The organism is Runella salmonicolor (assembly GCF_024158025.1).
GTDB classification, from domain to species: domain Bacteria; phylum Bacteroidota; class Bacteroidia; order Cytophagales; family Spirosomataceae; genus Runella; species Runella salmonicolor.
Genome location: NZ_JAMZEL010000007.1, coordinates 122,120 through 141,241, shown reverse-complemented (window position 1 = coordinate 141,241; position 19,122 = coordinate 122,120). Strand labels below are relative to the sequence as shown.

Genomic DNA, 19,122 nt, shown 5'->3' with positions numbered 1-19,122 from the left:
TGCGTCGTCAATTTTTTAGATTCTTGCCGAGAAATTAGAAAAGGCCTCTTTTATATCTCCAAATTCGGCCTCTGATACCGTAAAATCGCCATACCAAACGTACTCAAATTGGGACGTCAGTCGCTCAAAATCAGCTTTTAAACGAAGGTTGCCTAATTCATCTACGTAAATACGGTTGGTTTTGGTGGGTTGCCAATGAATCAATTGTTTGTCAGTCAGTTGTTTAAGAGTTTTTAAATAATACAGTCTTATGGCCAAACGGTAATTGTGGTTCTCAACGGCTTCGTCAATGAGCTTATTAAAATCCAGCTCGTGGATATTTTCGGTAATGCGATTATAAGAGAGTGGGTCGTCTTGGGCTTTACGGCCAAAGATGCCGCCCAAAAACTCCGATTTGTAAAGAAGCCAAAGGGCGAAGCCGCCGATGGTGGCCAGAATGACATATTGCCAGAAGTTTTCGTAGGAACTGCTTTGAAAAAATGCCGACAATTTGCGCATCAGCCAGTACCAAAATTTGGCCAGCGGGTTTTCGGGGGGCGGGGCGTCGTTGTGATAACGATACTCCCGGTCGTTACGAAAATCATCAAGACGCTCTGTCGAAGGCAGGCGTTGTACGATGCGTGACTGGTCAAAAGGCGCTCTTACGGTTGCGGTATCTGCCTTTTTGTTTTTTTGCGCCTGGAGGCAGATGCCAATGCTGACAAACAGAATAGTAAGAGTGATTCTTTTTAAAACAGATGAAATCATGGCATTAAATCAAAAAGTTACTATCTGTTTTGGGCTTATTTACTTTAATGAAGCGAAAATTAAACCATAAATTGCCCTTAAAGCTACAAAAAAGCCGACGTTTTGCGTCGGCTTTACAATGAGGAAAATAAAAAAGACGGGTTATTTCTTTTTTGGAGCAAGTGTCACAATCCATTTGGCAATTTTAAGCGCCTCGTCTTTAGGGACGTTGGCAAGGGCAGCCATTGGAGGATAACCAGGCCAGTTGGCAGGTTTTGGAGCATAGATTAACTCTACGATTTGCTCTGGTTTGTATTTTTTCTTAGCCATTACTTCCTTGTAGCCTGGACCAACCAATCGCTGATCAACACGGTGACAGGCTAAACAGGTATTTTTGCTTAGTAGTGCCTCAATATCAGCGGGAATTTGGGTTTGTGCGTTTGCGATAGTCGTGCCGGCACACAAAAAGCCCGCGGCTAATAACATTTTGGTGAATCGTTTCATGCCAAGGATTGGAATTATTGTAATGAAAAGTAAGAACTTGATTTTAATGCAAAGCTATAACGTTTTCAGAAAGAAATTGTGTTAAAATGCTAAAAGTTTATTTTTACATCTCTACGGGTTTCATTTTAGGAATAAGCAGATTGATGATGAAAAGTGCCAATAAATAAGTAGAGCCAGCAATCAAAAACAAGGGTAAATAACCAAACTGAACGCGTATGGGACCCGCTATGGCGGCCAGAATGGCTCCACCCACGGCGCCCGCAAACCCACCGATACCAGTCACCATCGCAACGGCACTTTTGGGGAATAAATCGGAGGCGAAGGTGTACACGTTGGCCGACCACCCCAGGTGCCCTGCTGCCGCAATGGCGATGAGCACTACGGCGATGTAGATATTTTGGGTTTGGGCGGCAAAGAAAATTGGAACAACACAGAGCGCACAAATCAGCATCGTTGTTTTGCGGGCGCGGTTGAGTTCCCAACCTTTTTTCATGAATTGTGACGAAAGCCAGCCAAAAAACACACTACCGCCGTCTGAAATAATGTAAATAACCATAAATGGCAGGCCAATATTCTGCAAGTCAAGGGTTTGGTCAAGAGATTCGCTGGAGTTGAAAAAATCGGGTAGCCATGTCAGATAAAACCACCAGATGGGGTCGGCCATGAATTTCCCTACAATCAGTGCCCAAGTTTGACGATAGCGCAACAGCCGCCACCACGTCAGGCGACCTTCAATCACTTCTTGCTGATGGTCTTGCTGAATATAACGCAGCTCAACGGGGGAGACTTTGGGGTGTTGTTCGGGGCGTTGGTAGGTCATCCACCACGCTACTAGCACACCCAGCCCCAATACCCCCGTAGTCATAAATGAAATTCGCCAGCCATAATGCAGGGTCATCCAAGGAATGACGGCGGCGGTAATGATGATGCCGACATTGGCTCCTGCGTTGAAAATTCCCGTGGCAAAGGAGCGTTCTTTTTTGGGAAACCATTCAGCAATCGACTTAATGCTTGACGGGAAGTTGCCAGCTTCACCGATTCCCAAGACAAAACGTGTAGCCACTAATCCCCGGAACGAACTCACAAAAGCATTGGCGATGCCCGCTATGCTCCAAAGCCCAATTGCTATCGCCAATCCACGTTTGGTGCCGACTCGGTCGATAAGCCACCCAATCATCATAAAACCAACGGCGTAGGCGACTTTAAAAGCGGTATCTACCCAGCCGTATTGGATTTTGAACGCATTGAGGTCGGCTTGGGTGAGTGTATAGGTAAGCGGAAAACCCAGCATTTCTTTTCTGAACGTATCGTCAAGCATCGCAAATGAGAGTACATTACGATCAATGTAGTTGATGGTAGTAACCAAAAAAAGCAACAGCACTATCCGCCAGCGGAAGTTGTTGGGAAGCATTGTATCTCAGGGGTTAAAGGTCGAAACGCCGAAGCGTACTTTTTTGCAGCAAAACTTCTGCAATATACGGGGTATGTTGTAAATGTTATATGCTTATTTTTGTTGAAAAAATCCATAAATGACTGACCGTCAAAAATTCGCGTTATTAAAAGCGGCTTCCTTTTGTGCTTATCAGGAACGAACCGTGAAAGAAACCCGACAACGTTTAAACGATTGGGAGCTTTCGGAGGAAGAAACCGCGTGGGTGCTGGAGGAGCTAAAAGCCCAAAATTACCTAAATGAGGAGCGTTTTGCGCGAGCGTTTGCGGGAGGTAAGTTTCGGGTAAAGCGATGGGGACGCCTTAAAATCAGGCAGGAGATGAAGCTAAAAGGCTTATCGAATGATTTGATTCAAAAGGGTTTAAGCGAAATAGACGGCGATGATTATGAGGTGGTACTGCGAGATTTGCTGGAAAAAAAAGCGAAGGGCTTAAAAGGAGAACCTTTGGCCGTGAAGCAAAAATTGGTTCGTTTTGCCCTGAGTCGGGGTTTTGAAAGTGATATTGTGTGGGAATTGCTGAAAACCATGGGCGTGGAAGGGGAGCAAGAAGAATAATCGGATGAATAATGAGCAAAAAAATCATTGAACGGATTCATAAAGAGACAGATACGGCTGATTTGTTGCACTTGCTTACGGCGTTGCCTTCTTCAGACCTCAATTCGTTGTTGATGGAAGTAATGCGCCGAAAAACTGAGCGAATGACTGCGGGCGATTTGCTCAGAAGTTATGCTGACAACCGATTTGTCAAACCCTCTGATGTTGATTTCATCTCATTTTTAACTTTTGAGTTGCATCTTCTGCAAAAAGCTCAGACTTTTGGATTTACCCCCCTCGAACTGTCTCCTGTGAGTCCGCTTGGGTCATGCGCTGCGGTAGCAACGGTTAATCAGAACAAAATTTTATCGGCTTTAAGAAGTACGGAAGTCGTAGCCGATGCCACAAACCTGCTTGCGCTGGAAGCCGTAAGTCGTCGGAAAAAAATACAATTTGACTCAACCGATATTCAGCTTTGCACGGTGCACAGACACCTCCGCACACCTTACATGCCACCTCCTTTTCTTCCTCATTTTAAGATTTTCTGCCTTCTAACGGCGGGGAAAGACAAAGGGAATTTACTTTTTGAAAAACGACATTTGATAGAGCATATCCGTTTTACGACTGATTACCTAAAAAGCTTTTCAGGTATTGAATCAGTAAAGGTCGTATTGAAGTCTACACGTAAACAAAATCCTGATTTTTTACCTTTATGTGATACCATTATGACTGAAACGAAGGGTGTTGCCTTTGAGGTAGAAGATGTAGAACAGTCTTATTATCAGGTTATTCAGTTCAAAATTTTTGTAACCATTGGCCAGAAAGAATTCGAAATCGCCGATGGTGGGTTGGTAGATTGGTCGCAAAAACTAGCCAATAACCGCAAAGAACGTATGCTGACTAGCGGTATCGGAATTGAGTTATTGTTTAAACTATTAGGGTTTTAAAAAATAGTTAACCACAGAGACACGGGGTTTTGCTCTGGGTCTCTGTGGTTGATTCAATTAGGTGATTTTCTATTTCAGTAAATTTTCAACCGCAGTATGTACCTTCTCAAACTTAAATCTCGCCATTTCGGCGTTCATCAACTCCGTTATTTGGTCATTACAAAGGTTGCCGATACTGCCTTCGTGTGTGTGATTGAGGGCGCGTGAGGCTTGATAAGTGCCTTCGTTGATTTCTTTCCCTACTTGGCGGTACGCATCGCGGAATGGTACTCCCTGCACCACCAGTTCATTGACGCGCTCCACGCTGAACAGTAAATCGTATTTTTTATCAATCAATAAATCGGGCTTTACTTCAAGGTGTTCAAGCATAAAGTGAGCGATGTCTAGACAATCTAGTATTTCGTCGAACGCGGGCATCAGCAGTTCTTTCAGTAGCTGCATATCGCGGTGATAGCCCGATGGTAAATTGCTCATCACCATCGTGATTTCGGTCGGAAGGGCTTTCAGACGATTGGTCTTTGCCCGCAAAAGCTCGGCCACGTCGGGGTTTTTTTTGTGCGGCATGATGCTACTGCCCGTGGTGAGGTCGTCGGGTAAAGTGACGAAGGCAAAGTTTTGGCTGTTGTACAAACAAACATCCATTGCCATGCGTGAAAGGGTGGACGAAAGGGCGGCAATCGCCGTCAGTGCTGTTTGTTCGGTCTTCCCGCGTGACATTTGGGCGTACACGACGTTGTAATGCAACGCTTCAAAACCCAACAATTCAGTGGTCATAGTGCGGTTTAATGGAAATGAAGAACCATAGCCTGCGCCTGAGCCGAGTGGGTTTTTATTGGCAAGTTTATAGGCCGTTTGAATCATGGCCATATCGTCGACCAAGGCTTCGCCGTAGGCGCCAAACCACAAGCCAAACGACGAAGGCATCGCGATTTGTAAGTGCGTATAGCCTGGCAACAAGTCGTTTTTGTGTTGGTTGGAACGTTTAACGAGTAAGTCAAACAGTTTTTGCGAAGCCAAAGCAACTTCTTCCAAACGACTTCGGGTAAACAGTTTCATATCGACCAACACTTGGTCATTGCGTGAGCGGCCGCTGTGGATTTTCTTGCCGATGTCCCCGAGTTTGCGGGTCAGCATCAGTTCTACCTGCGAGTGAACGTCTTCAACACCGTCTTCTATTTCAAATCTCCCTTGCCGAATTTCCTGATAAATATTCTTCAATTCGGCTTCCAATGCGGTCAGTTCCTCTTTTTTTAGCAACCCTACGCTTTCTAGCATTTTGGCGTGGGCGATATTGCCCAACACATCATAAGGGGCTAAATATAAATCCATTTCACGGTCGCGCCCGACGGTGAATTTCTCAATTTTTTCGGAGATAGAAGTCGTTTCTTTTTGCCAGAGTTTCATAGGAACCGCTCGGGTAATCGTGTCTTTGGAAGGTTTATTTTGTGCAAAAATGGCCACCGCATACGCCATTCCAATGCAGAATGTACAGAATGTTTTCATCTCGATTGAATGAATTTAAAGGTAATGCGGCCTTTGAAAGGACAAATTAAGGCTTTTTAGGGAAGATTTTTGCATTGTTAATCAATTCTCGGTGTTCATCCAAGAACATTTTAAACGAATAGACTTCTTCCAACTGCCCTGAGAAATCGCTTTCGCCGTCGTATATTTCTTCGTAAACCTGCTCAAAATCAGTAATCAAATAGCGCATTTGACGAATGCCCCAATTGTACAGGGCAGGCAAATAAAAATGTTGGTGGTCTTGTAGAAAACGGTTGGGCTCGTAGTGAGAAGTGGTTTTGATGTCAACGGCCTCTTTGCGCCCTAAAACGTCCACAAATCCGTAAATCAGCGCATCGTCGATTTGGTATTGGCAATACACTTGCGTTTTGACAATGGGTTTGGGTAGTCGTAGGCGAACAGTTTGGAGAATGTTGAAATCAAACTGGTCTTCACCGATGCCTTTCAGAACGGCATCTTCAAACGATACGCCGCGCACCTGGGCTTCCGTGGACGGAATCGGTACGCGATTGATACGGTCCAATAGCTCCTGCTCGCTGAGTTTTCCCTGCAAAAACCGTGAATAGGTGTTGAGCAATGAAGGGTAAAAACGGTAAGCGATCTTGGAAGGCATTTTTAAAGGATGAAGCAAGGTTCGGTAAAAATAATCTTTTATCGTTAGTATTTATTAAGGTCAATACAGCCTTTTATGTGCCGGGTAAAGTTGTGATTGACACACCTAATGTCAGGAACAGAGAAAATAAACTCCATGAAAACGCAGATTGCTAGCAACAGAATCTATATTAAAATGGCAAATTATCCTCTGACTCTTCAGATTGCACTTGTTGATCCTGTCTCTTTGGATATTTAGTCTTGTAATAAGAGTTAATAAAAAGGCCAACAGTGGCAACTGAATTTATAAGAAAGTATGCAAATATGGTATCTGTAATCAAATAATCGCCTGTTGTCTTACCATGAAAGTTAGTCTTATCACTTCTTAATATTTCTATTGCCTGACCTATTGCTATAAGGGAGCTTCCGATTGTTTTTATTTCATTTGGCTGTTGGGGATCCGTCAGATTAAATTCCTTTACAATGATTAATGTTAATTTATATAGTGTTTCTCGCCCTGAAATCTTACTAGAAATCCTATTGTCTTTTAAAATTTCCTTTATAATGCTTTCAAGTGCTGAGTTTGCAAGTCCAATAGCTAGGCTTGGGTCTGACTCAATTTGCTTATATGCCTTTTGAAAAGTGTCATAAGCGGTTATATATTCCGATTTAACTTCATTTTTAAATGTAGGAATTGATGGTATAAAGTCTGGAGTATCAACCCCTAAATCAATAGCAACTTTAAGTAAGGTTGTTCCATCCATTGAATTAAGTGTTGCTAATAGATTTATTTTTTTACTTTCATTTTCAACTATCTTAAAATTCTCCCAATAATAATCGTTGAATCCATTTTGATCATAATTATCCTCATGCCATTTACTAATATAATATCTTACTTGTTCGTAACTATTAAATTCTCGCCAAATTGCTTCATTAATTTCCTTTATAAGCTTCATTTGGTACTTAGGTGAGATCAAATCATTCATTTTCCGCTTATTTTCATATGGTTATAGTTGCTCAGTAAATATACGAACCTATGTTTCATATACTAAATAGTGCTTTCAACATAGCAATCCCTTAAATGGTAGCGCAAGTATTTAATAATTAGGGATAAAATCAGGTTTTCATATCATGATTAACTGATAAAGAACTAGAGGCCGAATAAGTCTTCCTTTTACACTTAGTGATGAGATCGGCGAAACAGCAAGCGCAGTAGTATTTGTAAACGTTGCTAGCGGAATACAATCTAGCGATAACGAGAAATAAGAATCATCAACTGGCTCAGGAGGTATTCTTGGTCGGATATAAATGCACACTTTACAAATGGACAGGTATCAAATCCTGTATATCATCATTAGCTGTAAGAGGCATATGAATAAAAAAATTGATTATATTTGTAAATTCAAAGAAATAAAAAAGGGAGCCACATTTGTAGCTCCCAAAAATCTCTTACTTGATTACGTTTCCGCTAGGGAAAGAGGCTTTACCAAGTCTATATAGCACAAATATATCAACTTTTTTTGACATATCCAAATGAAATCTGAAATAAGAAACAAATATTTATCCAGAGTACGATTCAATAGATATTTAAGTGCCACAGCAAATAATAGTAAGCGAGCTGAGAGACTTTATAATGCAAATATACGACTTTCTCAGGCGTTTCACCCAATATTAAGTCAATTTGAAGTTGTTTTCAGAAATGGAATAAATAATGTATTATCAACCTATTTTACAGATAATGAGTGGATTATAAATCAAAAGAATGGGTTTATGAATGATACCTCTGTCAGACCCAAGCTTTATCTAAGAAAATGCGTTGAAAAGACAGAAAGGATGCTTTCAGACAGACATATACCTCCTACAAGTGGTAAGATAATATCAGATCAAACATTTGGTTTCTGGACAGCTTTTTTCTCTACTCCTTATTATCCACTAGTCGGAGGTCGTCCAATACAGGTCTTTGCCCATAAACCAGCAGCTGAGAATAGATCCTCTATATTTCAAAAACTTGAGGATATAAGAATGCTCAGAAACAGAATTAATCACTGTGAGCCTATCTGTTTTAATAATCATCACATTGATTGCACAAATGTATTGAGTGTCAGAAATTCAATAATTGATTTGGCATCATGGATAGACCCTGAGCTTACTCCATTCTTCAAAAAGATTGATAATACGCAAAATAAGATAAATCAGATATTAACAATCTAATATATGGAAGAAATAGAAGATAACTCATATACTAGATATCAGTTCAAGGCTTTTTTGGGTCATCATCTGACATTCGCCAACTATTTGGGAAGCTATAACCGAGCTTTTGAAGTGTTAATGATGAGTGTTTATAACTCAAGTGCCCACGTTGACCATCTAGCATATCCATTACTATTTATTGCCCGGCATTGCATGGAGCTGGGATTTAAAACCAACATAAGGTATTTTTGCCAATATTCTGGTAAAGAGGACTTTAAAAAGGCAGGTACCCATAATTTAGAAGACTTATTTAAAGCGTTTCGCCTACATTTATACGCCACGATTGAGAACCTGAATGACAAATATGGAATTGAGGTTAGTCCTGATGATGTTAAAGAATTCGATAATTACTGCAATGAAGTTTACAAATTAACTGCCATATTTCATAAATTGGATGAAGGTTCTGACAGCTTTCGCTATCCGGTTGATAAAAAGAACAATAACTCATTTGGACATACAGATACAATCAACCTTTTGGATGTGAAGGAGTTATTTGAAAAAAGCATGCTTTTATTTGTCCATACCGCAGATGTATTTGCACGATATACTGACTTCGCTGATGAAATAGAGAATATGTATGAGCAAGAAATGCGTCAGTATTATGAATATTAGTATGTCTATATTATATGCCGTCAAGTGAAAGTGGACCTTATAATATAAGCCTGAAGCAATCTCCGAGCCTAAAAAAAGGGCGGAAATCAATCCGCCCTTACAGTATTAATTTTTGGCGCCGCCCTGCTGACCCGCTTTCGGTGGCTGACTTTGCTGTGCTTCCTGCATCGGATTGGTACCACCACCACCTCGGCGACCGCCAGCAGGGTTTTTAAACAGTTGGAAGCGCGTAGGCGCGGTAGGTTGGCGCGGGAAACTGTTGTCTTCTTCGTCAATATCGGCAATCTCGCGATACGGGTCTAAGGTCCACTGTACCACTTTTTTCTTTGATGTGATTACCTTAGAAATCTGTTGGTCGTTCAGGCGCCAAATCTCGGCGGGGAAACGTACCAATGAGTCGGTGCCATCTTCGTATTGCATCTTCACGATTACGGGCATGGGCAAGCCGCCCTTATTTTTCACTTTTAGCGTGTAAAAATTCAGTCCTGATTCTACCAACTTACGCTCATCAGGCGTCAGGCTTGCCAGATAGGTTTCGTATTTCTTTTTGTCGGCTTCCGTCACTTTGTACGGGTCGTAGCTGTTGTAAAAATCCTTCATGTCGGGATTTTTATCCACCACTGATTCTTTGATGTAGTCTTTGTCGCGCTGCCGGGCCACGGTGTTGCGTTTGGCTTCTGCTTGCTTTTTCGCTTCTGCTTTGGAGATTTCGGGGTTTTGGGTGTCCAACGCGAACCATTCTACTTCCACCAAATCTTGATTGACGGGCTCAACGCCATAAAACCAACCTTTCCAAAACCAATCCAAATCCACGCCTGAGGCATCTTCCATGGTCCGGAAGAAATCGGCAGGGGTGGGTGATTTGAACGCCCAACGGCGGCTGTATTCCTTAAAAGCATAATCAAACAGGTCTCTTCCCATGACGGTTTCGCGCAAAATATTCAACGCCGTAGCGGGCTTGGCATACGCACTTGCGCCGGCATTGATGAGGTTGTCGGACATGGTCATGATGGGCACCAGATTCTTGGGGTCTTGCTTCATGTAATCGACGATGGCCTGCGGCTCACCACGGCGCGTAGGATAGTCTTTGTCCCATTCTTTTTCGGTCAGGTATTGCACAAAGGTGTTCAGCCCTTCGTCCATCCACATCCATTGGCGCTCGTCGTTGTTGACAATCATCGGAAAGAAGTTGTGACCTACTTCGTGGATAATTACGCTGATCATGCCATATTTGGTCGCTTCCGAATAGGTTCCGTCGGCTTCTGGGCGGCCGCCGTTGAACGAAATCATCGGGTATTCCATTCCGCCCACGGGACCGTGGCAAGAAATGGCGACGGGATAGGGGTAATCTACCGAAAATTTCGAATAGGTTTTGATGGTATGGGCAATGACTTCGGTTGAATATTTGCCCCAAAGTGGATTTCCTTCTTTGGGATAAAACGACATGCAAAGCACTTTTTTGCCCGCTACTTCCTGCATTTTTCCGTCCCAGATGTATTTACGGGAAGTGGCAAAGGCCACATCGCGTACATTATCGGCTTTGAAAATCCAGGTTTTTTTGCCGCTTGGCTTGCCTTTTTCGGCTTTTTCGCGCTCTTCCTGCGAGGCAATTACGACCACTTTATCGGAAGATTTGGCTTGTTCAAATTTTTTCAATTGGTTGGGTGTCAACACTTGGGCGGCGTTTTGTAGCTCGCCAGTAGCGCCCAATACATGGTCGTCGGGTACGGTGATGGCCAATTTGAAATTACCAAATGATAGCGCAAATTCTCCCTGACTGTAATATTGTTTGTGTTGCCAGCCCGTCACGTCATCGTACACGCACAAACGGGGATAAAACTGGGCAATTTCGTAGACGTTGTTACCATCTTTGAAGGCTTCAAAGCCCGTACGACGACCACCTTTGGAAAATTCTACAATCCGATAATTCCAGTCCATCGCAAACGCATACGACTGCTTAGACTGCACGGGTTGCGGCAGGTCAATACGCATCATGGTTTGGTTGATGGTGTATTTGAGGGGCTTACCAGTTTTGGCATCTCGTACCGACGTAATGTTGTAGCCATAATCTGCATTTGAATAGTTCATGTCGGAAATGGTCGCCAAACTCGCCATGCTGGTTTGGGTGCCCAAATCGCCTGTGCGGGAGACGGGGCCGGGAGAGTTTTTGGCAAATAGATTTTGGTCTAATTGAATCCATACATACGGCAGCGCGTCGGGCGATTGGTTGAAGTACGTGATGGTTTCGGTGCCAATAATTTTGTTGTTGGCCTCGTCCAATTCTACTTTGATGTCATAATCGGCGCGTTGTTGCCAATAGTCTTTTCCAGGCGCACCAGAGGCAGTGCGATAAGTGTTGGGCGTGGGTAGTCCAGTGCCGAGTTGTTCAAACCGGTCGTTGGCGTGGTAGTTTTGAGGGGTGGGAGCCTGAGCTTTGGCTGCGTATAGACCTTGAAGTAGGGCGCAGACAATCATCGGCAATGAGTTGATGAAGGATAATTTTCGCATGGGTTAAAAATTTGGTTATTCAAAGATACAGGAAAACCCATTTTAAGCCGAAAGAATGCTACCAAAAGAACGGATTTTGAGATGAATTCCCGATAGTTAAACAACCGAAAAACGAATTTGGATAATTTTATACGTACAGAAGTCTATTCGGGATTAATAGCCTCATCATCAGAAAAATATATTCCAAAAAATGTTTTGAAGAATTATTAGAATATTTAGAAATAATCCTTTGTTTTGTATTATTAAAAGAATAAATAGTAATATGGGAAAGGTAATTACTATTAAGAAGGGTTATACCATTAAGATGGATGGAGTGGCCCAAAAAACCATTACTCACCTTGCACTTTCGGATGTAGTAGCCCTTAAACCCCACGATTTCCCATCTGTTGTTCCGAGATTATCGGTCGAAGTGGGCCAAGAGGTGGTCGCGGGTCAATCGCTTTTCCACGATAAAAACAATCCCAAAATCCGGCTGCCTTCGCCCGTAAGCGGTGAGGTAATTGAAATCGTTCGCGGCGACAAGCGACGAATTCTCGAAGTTCGGATTATTCCCGATAAAATTACCAAATACGCATATTTTCCCGAAATCAATCTGCCCAATGCAGACCGCGATGCAGTGATTGAGTATTTGCTCGAAAGCGGCTGCTGGAGTTATATTCGTCAACGCCCTTATTCACTGATTGCCAATCCCGACGATATTCCCAAAGCTATCTTTGTCTCTTGCTTTGACACTTCTCCCTTAGCACCTGATTTGGGTTTTATTATCGAACAACAACGGGCACATTTTCAAACGGGACTGGAAGTTCTGGACAAACTGGCCAATGGCCACCTTCACATATCTCTACACGCGGAAGTGGGAGAGCGCCTCTCAGAGAGCGACTTCCGGGGAATTGCCAACCATAAATTTCACCACTTCAGCGGGCCGCATCCAGCCGGTAATGTGGGTATTCAAATCCACCATATTGATCCTATCCAAAAAGGAGAAGTGGTTTGGTACGTGCAGCCCCAAGATGTGATTATTATTGGCAGGTTGTTTACAGAATATCGGTATCGGGCCGAGCGCATTGTAGCCCTAGCGGGTAGCTGCGTAAAACAACCGCAGTATTTTAAGGTCATTACGGGCCAAAAAATAAAAAGTATTACGGGGAATAAACTGGATTCTACCAACTTCCGACTGATTCAGGGTACTATTCTGACGGGAAAAAAGACTGCTGAAGATGATTTTCTTTCGTTCTACGAAAACCAGTTGACGGCGATTCCTGAAGGCGACCAACCCGAGTTTTTGGGGTGGCTACTGCCAGGATTTCATAAATTGAGCCTTTCGCGTACTTTTTTCTCGTGGTTGACTCCCAATCGCTCCTACAATCTAAATACGAACAATAACGGTGAAGAGCGGGCATTTGTCATGACTGGCCAATACGACAAAGTGCTACCGATGAATATTTACCCCGTGCATTTACTGAAAGCTATTTTGGCCAAAGACCTTGAGCGCATGGAAGAGTTGGGCATTTATGAGGTTTCGGAAGAAGATTTTGCCCTGTGTGAGTTTGTTTGCACTTCCAAAATTGACGTACAGCGTATCATTGCCGACGGTCTGGCGTATGTTCGTCAGGAAGGCTAATGGGTAGTTAAGAATTGTTGAACCTTTCCTCAACCCTTTTACCGTGAAAATAGCCCAAAAACTCCTGAATTCTGTAAGGCCCCACTTTAAAGAAGGGGGACGATTTGAGAAATTACATCCAGCATTTGATGCCTTGGAGACCTTCTTGTTTGTGCCAGGGCATACTACGTCTCAGGGTGTGCACGTGCGCGACGCCATTGATTTAAAACGAACTATGTTTACGGTCATTGTGGCGTTGGTCCCGACGCTGCTTTTTGGGATGTGGAACGTAGGCTATCAACATCATTTGGCCTACGGAATGGAGGCTTCGTTGGTAGATAATTTTCTGTTTGGTTTTTGGAAAGTGCTGCCCATCATTATTGTATCTTATGCCGTTGGGTTGGGGGTGGAATTTATTTTTGCCATTGTCAGAAACCACCAAGTCAGTGAGGGGTATCTGGTGACGGGCCTGCTGATTCCGCTCACCATGCCTGTCACTATACCTTTATGGATGGTGGCTTTAGGGGCTATTTTCTGTACGGTATTGGGCAAAGAGATTTTTGGCGGTACGGGCATGAACTTTATGAATCCGGCGTTGTTGGCGCGGGCATTCATGTTTTTTGCTTTTCCCGCGTATATGTCGGGAGATATTTGGACCGACCTGTCGCCCGAGGCGGGTCATGCGCTGGTCGATGCGTATTCGGGGGCAACGAATTTAGTGACTTTTGATGCCAATTTTACAAAACTCCCTTCAGCCGCTGATATGTTTTGGGGATTTGAACAGGGCTCTATTGGTGAAACTAGCGCATTTGCGTGTCTGATTGGGGCTTTGATTCTCATTGGTACGGGGATTGGCAGTTGGCAAATCATCGTTTCCTGCGTGGTTGGGGTGTTGGTGATGGGGGTGTTTCTGAACGCCTTAGCGCCAGCCGATATGCCCACACACGCCATGCATACACCCGCGTATTATCATTTGTTGATGGGCGGCTTTGCGTTTGGGGCGGTTTATATGGCCACTGACCCCGTAAGTGCCGCTCAAACAGAAACGGGTAAATGGATTTATGGCCTCTTGATTGGAATGTTTACCGTCATCCTTCGGGTATTTAATCCCGCCTATCCGGAGGGAGTGATGCTGAGTATATTGTTGATGAATGTCTTTGCTTCTTTGATTGACCATCTTGTCGTAGAACAACACATCAAAAACCGCAAAAAACGTGCATAGCAACCAATACACCCTGATTTATGCCGCCGTTTTGTCGGTCATTACCGCAATCGTGCTGGCCGTGGCTGCCGAAGGGCTTAAACCTGCACAGGAAGCCAATATTGCGCTGGACAAAAAGTCCAATATTCTGCGGGCGGTCAGATTGGCGTACGACGAACGTACCCAAATAGAAAACACCTATGCCGAACGGGTGCAGGAAATGGTCATAAACGCCGCGGGTGAGCCAGTGAGCGGCGTTAAAACTACCGACATAGATTTAAAAGAAGAGGTGGCTAAAACCCCCGAAAATCGCCGCCTTCCGCTGTATATTTATACCGAAAAAGAAGGAAAAAAATACTATATCGTGCCTCTGCGAGGCACAGGGCTTTGGGGGCCAATATGGGGGTATATATCGTTGCAGGATGATTTTGACACGGTTTACGGCGCTTTTTTTGACCACAAAGGAGAAACACCTGGTTTGGGCGCTGAAATAGCGGAGTTGCCATTTCAGCAACAGTTTCAGGGCAAGAAAATCATGTCGAACGAAGGGCAGTTTGTGTCGGTCAATGTGGTCAAAAAAACCGATAAAGTAAGTTTCGGCAATGAACACCGCGTAGATGCCATTTCGGGCGGGACGATTACTTCCCGCGGCACCGATGCCATGCTCAAAAACTGTACGGCTCCGTATTTGACGTATTTTGAAAAAATTAAAAAGTGAGATAGACAACTTATAAACGCACATCAACGATGAGTACAGAAACCACCCCTGTTGCGGTTGTAGAGGAGAAAAAGAAAGAAGGATTGTTCTCCAAAAAGAACCTGCGCGTACTCCGCGACCCTTTGGATGATACCAACCCCGTCACGGTACAGATATTGGGCGTTTGCTCGGCTCTGGCGGTTACGGTTCAGGTAAAGCCCGCCATCATCATGGCTTTGGGCGTAACGGTCGTTACGGCTTTTTCCAATCTCATTATCTCGCTCATTCGCAATACCATTCCCAACCGTATTCGCATCATTGTGCAGTTGATTGTGGCGGCGATGCTAGTCACCATTGTTGATCAATTGCTGAAGGCTTACATGTTTGATGTGAGCAAAAAACTATCCGTTTTTGTGGGCCTGATTATTACCAACTGCATCGTCATGGGTCGCCTAGAAGCCTTTGCGTTGGCGCAGAAACCATGGCCTTCTTTTTTGGATGGTATCGGCAACGGTTTGGGATACGGAATTATTTTGGTGATTGTGGCGGTCATCAGAGAGGTGTTGGGCTCGGGCTCGGTGCTTGGCTTCAAAGTAGTGCCGCAATGGCTCTATGACATGGGATATGTCAACAATGGATTGATGATGTTACCGCCCGCAGCGCTGTTTCTGATTGGAATATTTATTTGGTGGCAGCGAAGTCGCAATCGTAAACTCATCAATGCTTCCTAAGTAGGTAGTTATGTGTTTAGTTGTCAGGTTTTTATGTTAAATTTTAACCTTTACACTTGTTATGCAGCATCTCATCAATATCCTCATAAAGACTATTTTTGTTGAAAATGTAATCTTTGCCTTCTTTTTGGGCATGTGCTCGTTTTTGGCGGTGTCAAAAAAAATCAAAACCGCTTTTGGACTGGGGTTAGCGGTGATTTTTGTGATGGTGCTTACCACACCACTCAACTACCTCATTTTGCGTTATTTGCTTTTTGAAGGTGCATTAGGATGGATACACCCTTCACTTGCTTCGGTTGATTTAACCTTTTTGTCATTTATCCTTTTTATTTCTACCATTGCTGGTGCAGTACAATTGGTAGAAATGGTGGTGGAGAAATTCCTGCCCGCGTTGTACACTTCTTTGGGCATTTTTTTACCGCTTATTACCGTCAACTGTTCCATTTTGGGGGCGTCGCTTTTTATGCAGGAGCGTGAATACAATTTTGCCGAAACCACCGCTTTTTCGTTGGGGGCAGGTATTGGCTTTTTCTTGGCTATTGTTTTGTTGGCAGCTATCCGTGAGCGCCTTCGATACTCCAATATCCCCGAACCTCTACAAGGCTTGGGAATCGCGATGATTGTAACGGCCCTGATGGGTTTGGCTTTTTTGAGTTTTTCTGGAATCCAACTGTAAAACGCTATGCTACCCGTACTTACTGCCAGTATTGCCGTCTTCATTTTGGTTGTTTTGCTCTTTGCGTTTCTTATTCTAAAAGCCAAAGACCGTTTATTACCCCAAAAAGACGTGTCCATCATCATCAACGGTGACCAAGAACACCCGTTTGTCGTTAAACCGGGGTCCTCTCTTTTATCAACCTTGGCGGCGCAGAACTTATTTTTGGCATCGGCCTGCGGCGGTGGAGGAACCTGCGCCATGTGTAAATGCCAAGTGTTTGAAGGAGGAGGGGAAGTGCTGCCAACCGAAACCAATCACCTCAATCGGCGGCAGGTGCAGGATAAAATACGCTTGGCCTGTCAGGTAAAAGTGAAAGATGACATGGAGATTCGGGTACCCGATGAAGTATTTGGCATCAAAAAATGGGAGTGTACGGTGATTTCCAACGAAAACGTTTCTACCTATATTAAAGAATTTGTGGTAAAACTGCCCGAAGGTGAAAACTTAAAATTCAAATCGGGGGATTATATTCAGGTGGATGTTCCTGAATTGAACATTGATTTTAAAACCCAACTTTACAACATACCCGAGCGTTTCAAAGATGAATATGACAAGTTTAAAATATGGGATATAAAAGCAAAAATTGACGAGCCACTTTTCAGGGCGTATTCGATGGCCAATCACCCCGCCGAAGGCAATATCATTATGCTCAATATTCGCTTGGCTACCCCGCCGTGGGACAGAGCCCGCAATGCTTTTATGGATGTGAATCCGGGGGCGTGTTCTTCGTACGTTTTTTCGCGTAAACCTGGCGATAAAGTAACCATTAGTGGGCCTTACGGCGAATTTCACGTTAAAAAAACCGAAAAAGAAATGATTTATATTGGCGGCGGGGCAGGTATGGCACCGCTTCGTTCGCATATTTTTCACTTATTCCATACGTTGAAAACGGGGCGTAAAGTGTCGTATTGGTACGGGGCGCGGAGTAAAAAAGAGATTTTTTATGAGGAAGATTTTCGGGCTATCGAACGTGAATTTCCTAATTTTCGCTTCGAGATTGCGCTTTCCATTCCGCTGCCCGAAGATAATTGGACTGGTTACGTTGGGTTTATTCACGAAGTGGTAAAAAATGAGTATCTGGACGACCATCCTGCCCCTGAAGACATTGAATATTACCTTTGTGGCCCTCCCATGATGCTCTCGGCCGTTCAAACTATGTTGGATAATCTCGGAGTTTCTAAAGAAAATATTGCCTTTGATGATTTTGGGAGCTAAACAATGAAAAAACTTTTTTGGGGATTGTTGGGGTTGGCGTATGCCTTGGTAGGTTGTAAAAGTAAGCCAGCGTTTACGTATTTGGAAGGCCAAGCGCAGGGGACAACGTTTAGAATCGTATACGCTGATAGCCGTGATTTTTCCAAGGCCATTGACAGCCTTTTTCGAGCTATTGACCATAGCATGTCCCTGTGGGACAGTACGTCAATCATCAGTAGATTCAATAGAAATAGCTCTGGAACAATAGCAGATGCGCATTTTGAAAAAGTGTTTAATAAATCTCAGGAAGTCGCCAAACTGACCGAAGGCGCGTTTGATATTACGGTGGGTCCTTTGGTAAAAGCTTGGGGATTCAGCTATAAAAAGGGATTACCCTTGCCCACGCCGTCGCAGGTAGATTCTCTTTTGCAATGGGTTGGCTACCAAAACGTCAGTATTGAAAATAGCGTTTTGGTAAAAAAAAATCCAGCGATAGAAATAGACTTTAACGCCATTGCGCAAGGATATACGGTAGATGTAATGGCCGAGTTTCTGAAAGCCCATGGAATCAACGATTACTTGGTAGAAATAGGCGGAGAAGTGCGGGCCGAAGGATACAACGAAAAAGGGCAAATATGGCAAATCGGTATTGACAAACCCACCGAAAAAGAAGAGGCGGAACGCCCCTTACAAACCATCGTTTCGTTGAACGGGAAATCCCTTGCTACGTCGGGGAGTTATCGGAAGTTTGTCGTGCGTGAAGGGAAAAAATATAGCCATGCCATCGACCCCAAGACGGGAAGCCCAATTACGCACAATTTGCTGAGTATTTCGGTGATTGCCGACGATTGCATGACGGCTGATGCCTTTGCGACGGCGTTTTTGGTGATGGGGCTGGAGAAAGCAAAAACCATTGCAAAGCAGCAACGTTTAGAGCTGTACGGTATTTATGCTACTCCCGAAGGAAAATTGCAGACTTTTGCTACTGCTCATTTCTTTTCGACCTCACCCCCGAACTAGGCTTTGTCGGCGCAAGGCTCGCCTGGTTTTCGGCCGCAAACCCCGCAAACGGCCCCTTCTTTTTGCAGAAAAGGGTTGTTGCTGGCACAACTTCCTTTAAACTCGCCTCCTTTGACTAGCAATAGACGAACGCTCAAAAGAGCAACACTCACCAGAACAAGCAAGATGGAAGCTGCGATTACGGTACCCATGATTGTTTTTTATTAAAGATAATTGAAGGCGTTAACATCCCCAAAGAATAAATAACATTTTTCGACGATTTATTTGGATATAAGTCATTGATTTTATAAATTCGTTTAGAGATAGAGATTGCTAAT

General features: G+C 43.7%; 19 protein-coding genes. 11 read left to right on the top strand and 8 right to left on the bottom strand.

The window, feature by feature from the left end; all coding sequences use genetic code 11:
• Positions 1 to 15 precede the first annotated feature (15 nt).
• From NCI00_RS17325 to NCI00_RS17315, 3 genes are all read right to left on the bottom strand, one after another.
• Positions 16 to 747 (bottom strand): DUF4129 domain-containing protein, encoded by a 732-nt coding sequence (locus NCI00_RS17325; protein WP_253529585.1) that lies wholly within the window; start codon positions 745 to 747, stop codon positions 16 to 18.
• Positions 748 to 888: 141 nt separating this feature from the next.
• Positions 889 to 1,230 (bottom strand): c-type cytochrome, encoded by a 342-nt coding sequence (locus NCI00_RS17320; protein ID WP_166558326.1) that lies wholly within the window; start codon positions 1,228 to 1,230, stop codon positions 889 to 891.
• Positions 1,231 to 1,333: 103 nt separating this feature from the next.
• A complete protein-coding gene (locus NCI00_RS17315) occupies positions 1,334 to 2,641 on the bottom strand; it encodes an MFS transporter (protein ID WP_253529583.1) in 1,308 nt (435 codons plus the stop codon).
• Between the two features lie 118 nt (positions 2,642 to 2,759).
• On the opposite strand from NCI00_RS17315, the gene NCI00_RS17310 reads away from it, so the two are divergent.
• Positions 2,760 to 3,236, top strand: a complete 477-nt coding sequence (locus NCI00_RS17310) for a regulatory protein RecX (RefSeq protein ID WP_253529581.1) — start codon at positions 2,760 to 2,762, stop codon at positions 3,234 to 3,236.
• Between the two features lie 11 nt (positions 3,237 to 3,247).
• Positions 3,248 to 4,162, top strand: coding sequence for a hypothetical protein (locus tag NCI00_RS17305; protein ID WP_253529579.1), 915 nt, complete (start codon positions 3,248 to 3,250; stop codon positions 4,160 to 4,162).
• Between the two features lie 69 nt (positions 4,163 to 4,231).
• On the opposite strand, the gene argH is transcribed toward NCI00_RS17305, so the two are convergent.
• From argH to NCI00_RS17290, 3 genes are all read right to left on the bottom strand, one after another.
• Entirely contained in the window at positions 4,232 to 5,566 is a 1,335-nt protein-coding gene (gene argH / locus NCI00_RS17300) for an argininosuccinate lyase (RefSeq protein WP_253529812.1), read from the bottom strand.
• Between the two features lie 145 nt (positions 5,567 to 5,711).
• Complete coding sequence (locus NCI00_RS17295) at positions 5,712 to 6,296, bottom strand: hypothetical protein (RefSeq protein ID WP_253529578.1); 585 nt, start codon at positions 6,294 to 6,296, stop codon at positions 5,712 to 5,714.
• Between the two features lie 169 nt (positions 6,297 to 6,465).
• Positions 6,466 to 7,230, bottom strand: coding sequence for an abortive infection family protein (locus NCI00_RS17290; RefSeq protein ID WP_253529576.1), 765 nt, complete (start codon positions 7,228 to 7,230; stop codon positions 6,466 to 6,468).
• A 577-nt stretch (positions 7,231 to 7,807) separates the two neighbouring features.
• Between NCI00_RS17290 and NCI00_RS17285 the strand changes: the two genes are divergently transcribed.
• Together NCI00_RS17285 and NCI00_RS17280 are read left to right on the top strand one after the other, a co-directional pair.
• Positions 7,808 to 8,485 (top strand): hypothetical protein, encoded by a 678-nt coding sequence (locus NCI00_RS17285; protein WP_253529573.1) that lies wholly within the window; start codon positions 7,808 to 7,810, stop codon positions 8,483 to 8,485.
• A 3-nt stretch (positions 8,486 to 8,488) separates the two neighbouring features.
• Positions 8,489 to 9,136, top strand: a complete 648-nt coding sequence (locus NCI00_RS17280; RefSeq protein WP_253529569.1) for a hypothetical protein — start codon at positions 8,489 to 8,491, stop codon at positions 9,134 to 9,136.
• 105 nt (positions 9,137 to 9,241) lie between these two features.
• Here NCI00_RS17280 and NCI00_RS17275 read toward each other — a convergent pair whose 3' ends face one another.
• On the bottom strand, positions 9,242 to 11,644 hold the full coding sequence (locus NCI00_RS17275; protein ID WP_253529566.1) for a M1 family metallopeptidase: 2,403 nt from the start codon (positions 11,642 to 11,644) through the stop codon (positions 9,242 to 9,244).
• 262 nt (positions 11,645 to 11,906) lie between these two features.
• Here NCI00_RS17275 and NCI00_RS17270 point away from each other — a divergent pair, with 262 nt between their 5' ends.
• From NCI00_RS17270 to NCI00_RS17240, 7 genes are all read left to right on the top strand, one after another.
• On the top strand, positions 11,907 to 13,265 hold the full coding sequence (locus tag NCI00_RS17270) for a Na(+)-translocating NADH-quinone reductase subunit A (RefSeq protein ID WP_253529563.1): 1,359 nt from the start codon (positions 11,907 to 11,909) through the stop codon (positions 13,263 to 13,265).
• Between the two features lie 43 nt (positions 13,266 to 13,308).
• Complete coding sequence (locus NCI00_RS17265; RefSeq protein WP_253529560.1) at positions 13,309 to 14,466, top strand: NADH:ubiquinone reductase (Na(+)-transporting) subunit B; 1,158 nt, start codon at positions 13,309 to 13,311, stop codon at positions 14,464 to 14,466.
• The gene (gene nqrC, locus NCI00_RS17260; RefSeq protein ID WP_253529557.1) at positions 14,459 to 15,163 is read left to right on the top strand and encodes an NADH:ubiquinone reductase (Na(+)-transporting) subunit C; all 705 of its coding nucleotides are present in this window, start codon (positions 14,459 to 14,461) and stop codon (positions 15,161 to 15,163) included. Before NCI00_RS17265 ends, nqrC begins: the two co-directional genes overlap by 8 nt.
• Before the next feature lie 29 nt (positions 15,164 to 15,192).
• Entirely contained in the window at positions 15,193 to 15,873 is a 681-nt protein-coding gene (locus NCI00_RS17255) for an NADH:ubiquinone reductase (Na(+)-transporting) subunit D (RefSeq protein WP_114462832.1), read from the top strand.
• Between the two features lie 61 nt (positions 15,874 to 15,934).
• Positions 15,935 to 16,549: an NADH:ubiquinone reductase (Na(+)-transporting) subunit E gene (gene nqrE, locus NCI00_RS17250; RefSeq protein WP_114462831.1), complete on the top strand. Its 615-nt coding sequence runs from the start codon at positions 15,935 to 15,937 to the stop codon at positions 16,547 to 16,549.
• Between the two features lie 6 nt (positions 16,550 to 16,555).
• Positions 16,556 to 17,806, top strand: coding sequence for an NADH:ubiquinone reductase (Na(+)-transporting) subunit F (gene nqrF / locus NCI00_RS17245; RefSeq protein WP_166558338.1), 1,251 nt, complete (start codon positions 16,556 to 16,558; stop codon positions 17,804 to 17,806).
• Between the two features lie 3 nt (positions 17,807 to 17,809).
• Entirely contained in the window at positions 17,810 to 18,805 is a 996-nt protein-coding gene (locus NCI00_RS17240; protein WP_253529555.1) for an FAD:protein FMN transferase, read from the top strand.
• Here NCI00_RS17240 and NCI00_RS17235 read toward each other — a convergent pair.
• Complete coding sequence (locus tag NCI00_RS17235) at positions 18,802 to 18,996, bottom strand: membrane or secreted protein (RefSeq protein ID WP_114462828.1); 195 nt, start codon at positions 18,994 to 18,996, stop codon at positions 18,802 to 18,804. The two genes, NCI00_RS17240 and NCI00_RS17235, sit on opposite strands and share 4 nt — an antisense overlap.
• Positions 18,997 to 19,122: the final 126 nt, after the last annotated feature.

What these genes read in the sequence shown, in the direction of transcription:
- NCI00_RS17255 (WP_114462832.1), top strand. Translation starts at nt 15,193, where the DNA reads ATGAGTACAGAAACCACCCCTGTTGCGGTTGTAGAGGAGAAAAAGAAA.
- NCI00_RS17235 (WP_114462828.1), bottom strand. Translation starts at nt 18,996, where the DNA reads ATGGGTACCGTAATCGCAGCTTCCATCTTGCTTGTTCTGGTGAGTGTT.
- NCI00_RS17280 (WP_253529569.1), top strand. Translation starts at nt 8,489, where the DNA reads ATGGAAGAAATAGAAGATAACTCATATACTAGATATCAGTTCAAGGCT.
- NCI00_RS17315 (WP_253529583.1), bottom strand. Translation starts at nt 2,641, where the DNA reads ATGCTTCCCAACAACTTCCGCTGGCGGATAGTGCTGTTGCTTTTTTTG.
- argH (WP_253529812.1), bottom strand. Translation starts at nt 5,566, where the DNA reads ATGAAACTCTGGCAAAAAGAAACGACTTCTATCTCCGAAAAAATTGAG.
- nqrF (WP_166558338.1), top strand. Translation starts at nt 16,556, where the DNA reads ATGCTACCCGTACTTACTGCCAGTATTGCCGTCTTCATTTTGGTTGTT.
- NCI00_RS17285 (WP_253529573.1), top strand. Translation starts at nt 7,808, where the DNA reads ATGAAATCTGAAATAAGAAACAAATATTTATCCAGAGTACGATTCAAT.
- NCI00_RS17325 (WP_253529585.1), bottom strand. Translation starts at nt 747, where the DNA reads ATGATTTCATCTGTTTTAAAAAGAATCACTCTTACTATTCTGTTTGTC.
- nqrE (WP_114462831.1), top strand. Translation starts at nt 15,935, where the DNA reads ATGCAGCATCTCATCAATATCCTCATAAAGACTATTTTTGTTGAAAAT.
- NCI00_RS17275 (WP_253529566.1), bottom strand. Translation starts at nt 11,644, where the DNA reads ATGCGAAAATTATCCTTCATCAACTCATTGCCGATGATTGTCTGCGCC.
- NCI00_RS17305 (WP_253529579.1), top strand. Translation starts at nt 3,248, where the DNA reads ATGAGCAAAAAAATCATTGAACGGATTCATAAAGAGACAGATACGGCT.
- NCI00_RS17270 (WP_253529563.1), top strand. Translation starts at nt 11,907, where the DNA reads ATGGGAAAGGTAATTACTATTAAGAAGGGTTATACCATTAAGATGGAT.
- NCI00_RS17290 (WP_253529576.1), bottom strand. Translation starts at nt 7,230, where the DNA reads ATGAAGCTTATAAAGGAAATTAATGAAGCAATTTGGCGAGAATTTAAT.
- NCI00_RS17310 (WP_253529581.1), top strand. Translation starts at nt 2,760, where the DNA reads ATGACTGACCGTCAAAAATTCGCGTTATTAAAAGCGGCTTCCTTTTGT.
- NCI00_RS17320 (WP_166558326.1), bottom strand. Translation starts at nt 1,230, where the DNA reads ATGAAACGATTCACCAAAATGTTATTAGCCGCGGGCTTTTTGTGTGCC.
- NCI00_RS17240 (WP_253529555.1), top strand. Translation starts at nt 17,810, where the DNA reads ATGAAAAAACTTTTTTGGGGATTGTTGGGGTTGGCGTATGCCTTGGTA.
- NCI00_RS17295 (WP_253529578.1), bottom strand. Translation starts at nt 6,296, where the DNA reads ATGCCTTCCAAGATCGCTTACCGTTTTTACCCTTCATTGCTCAACACC.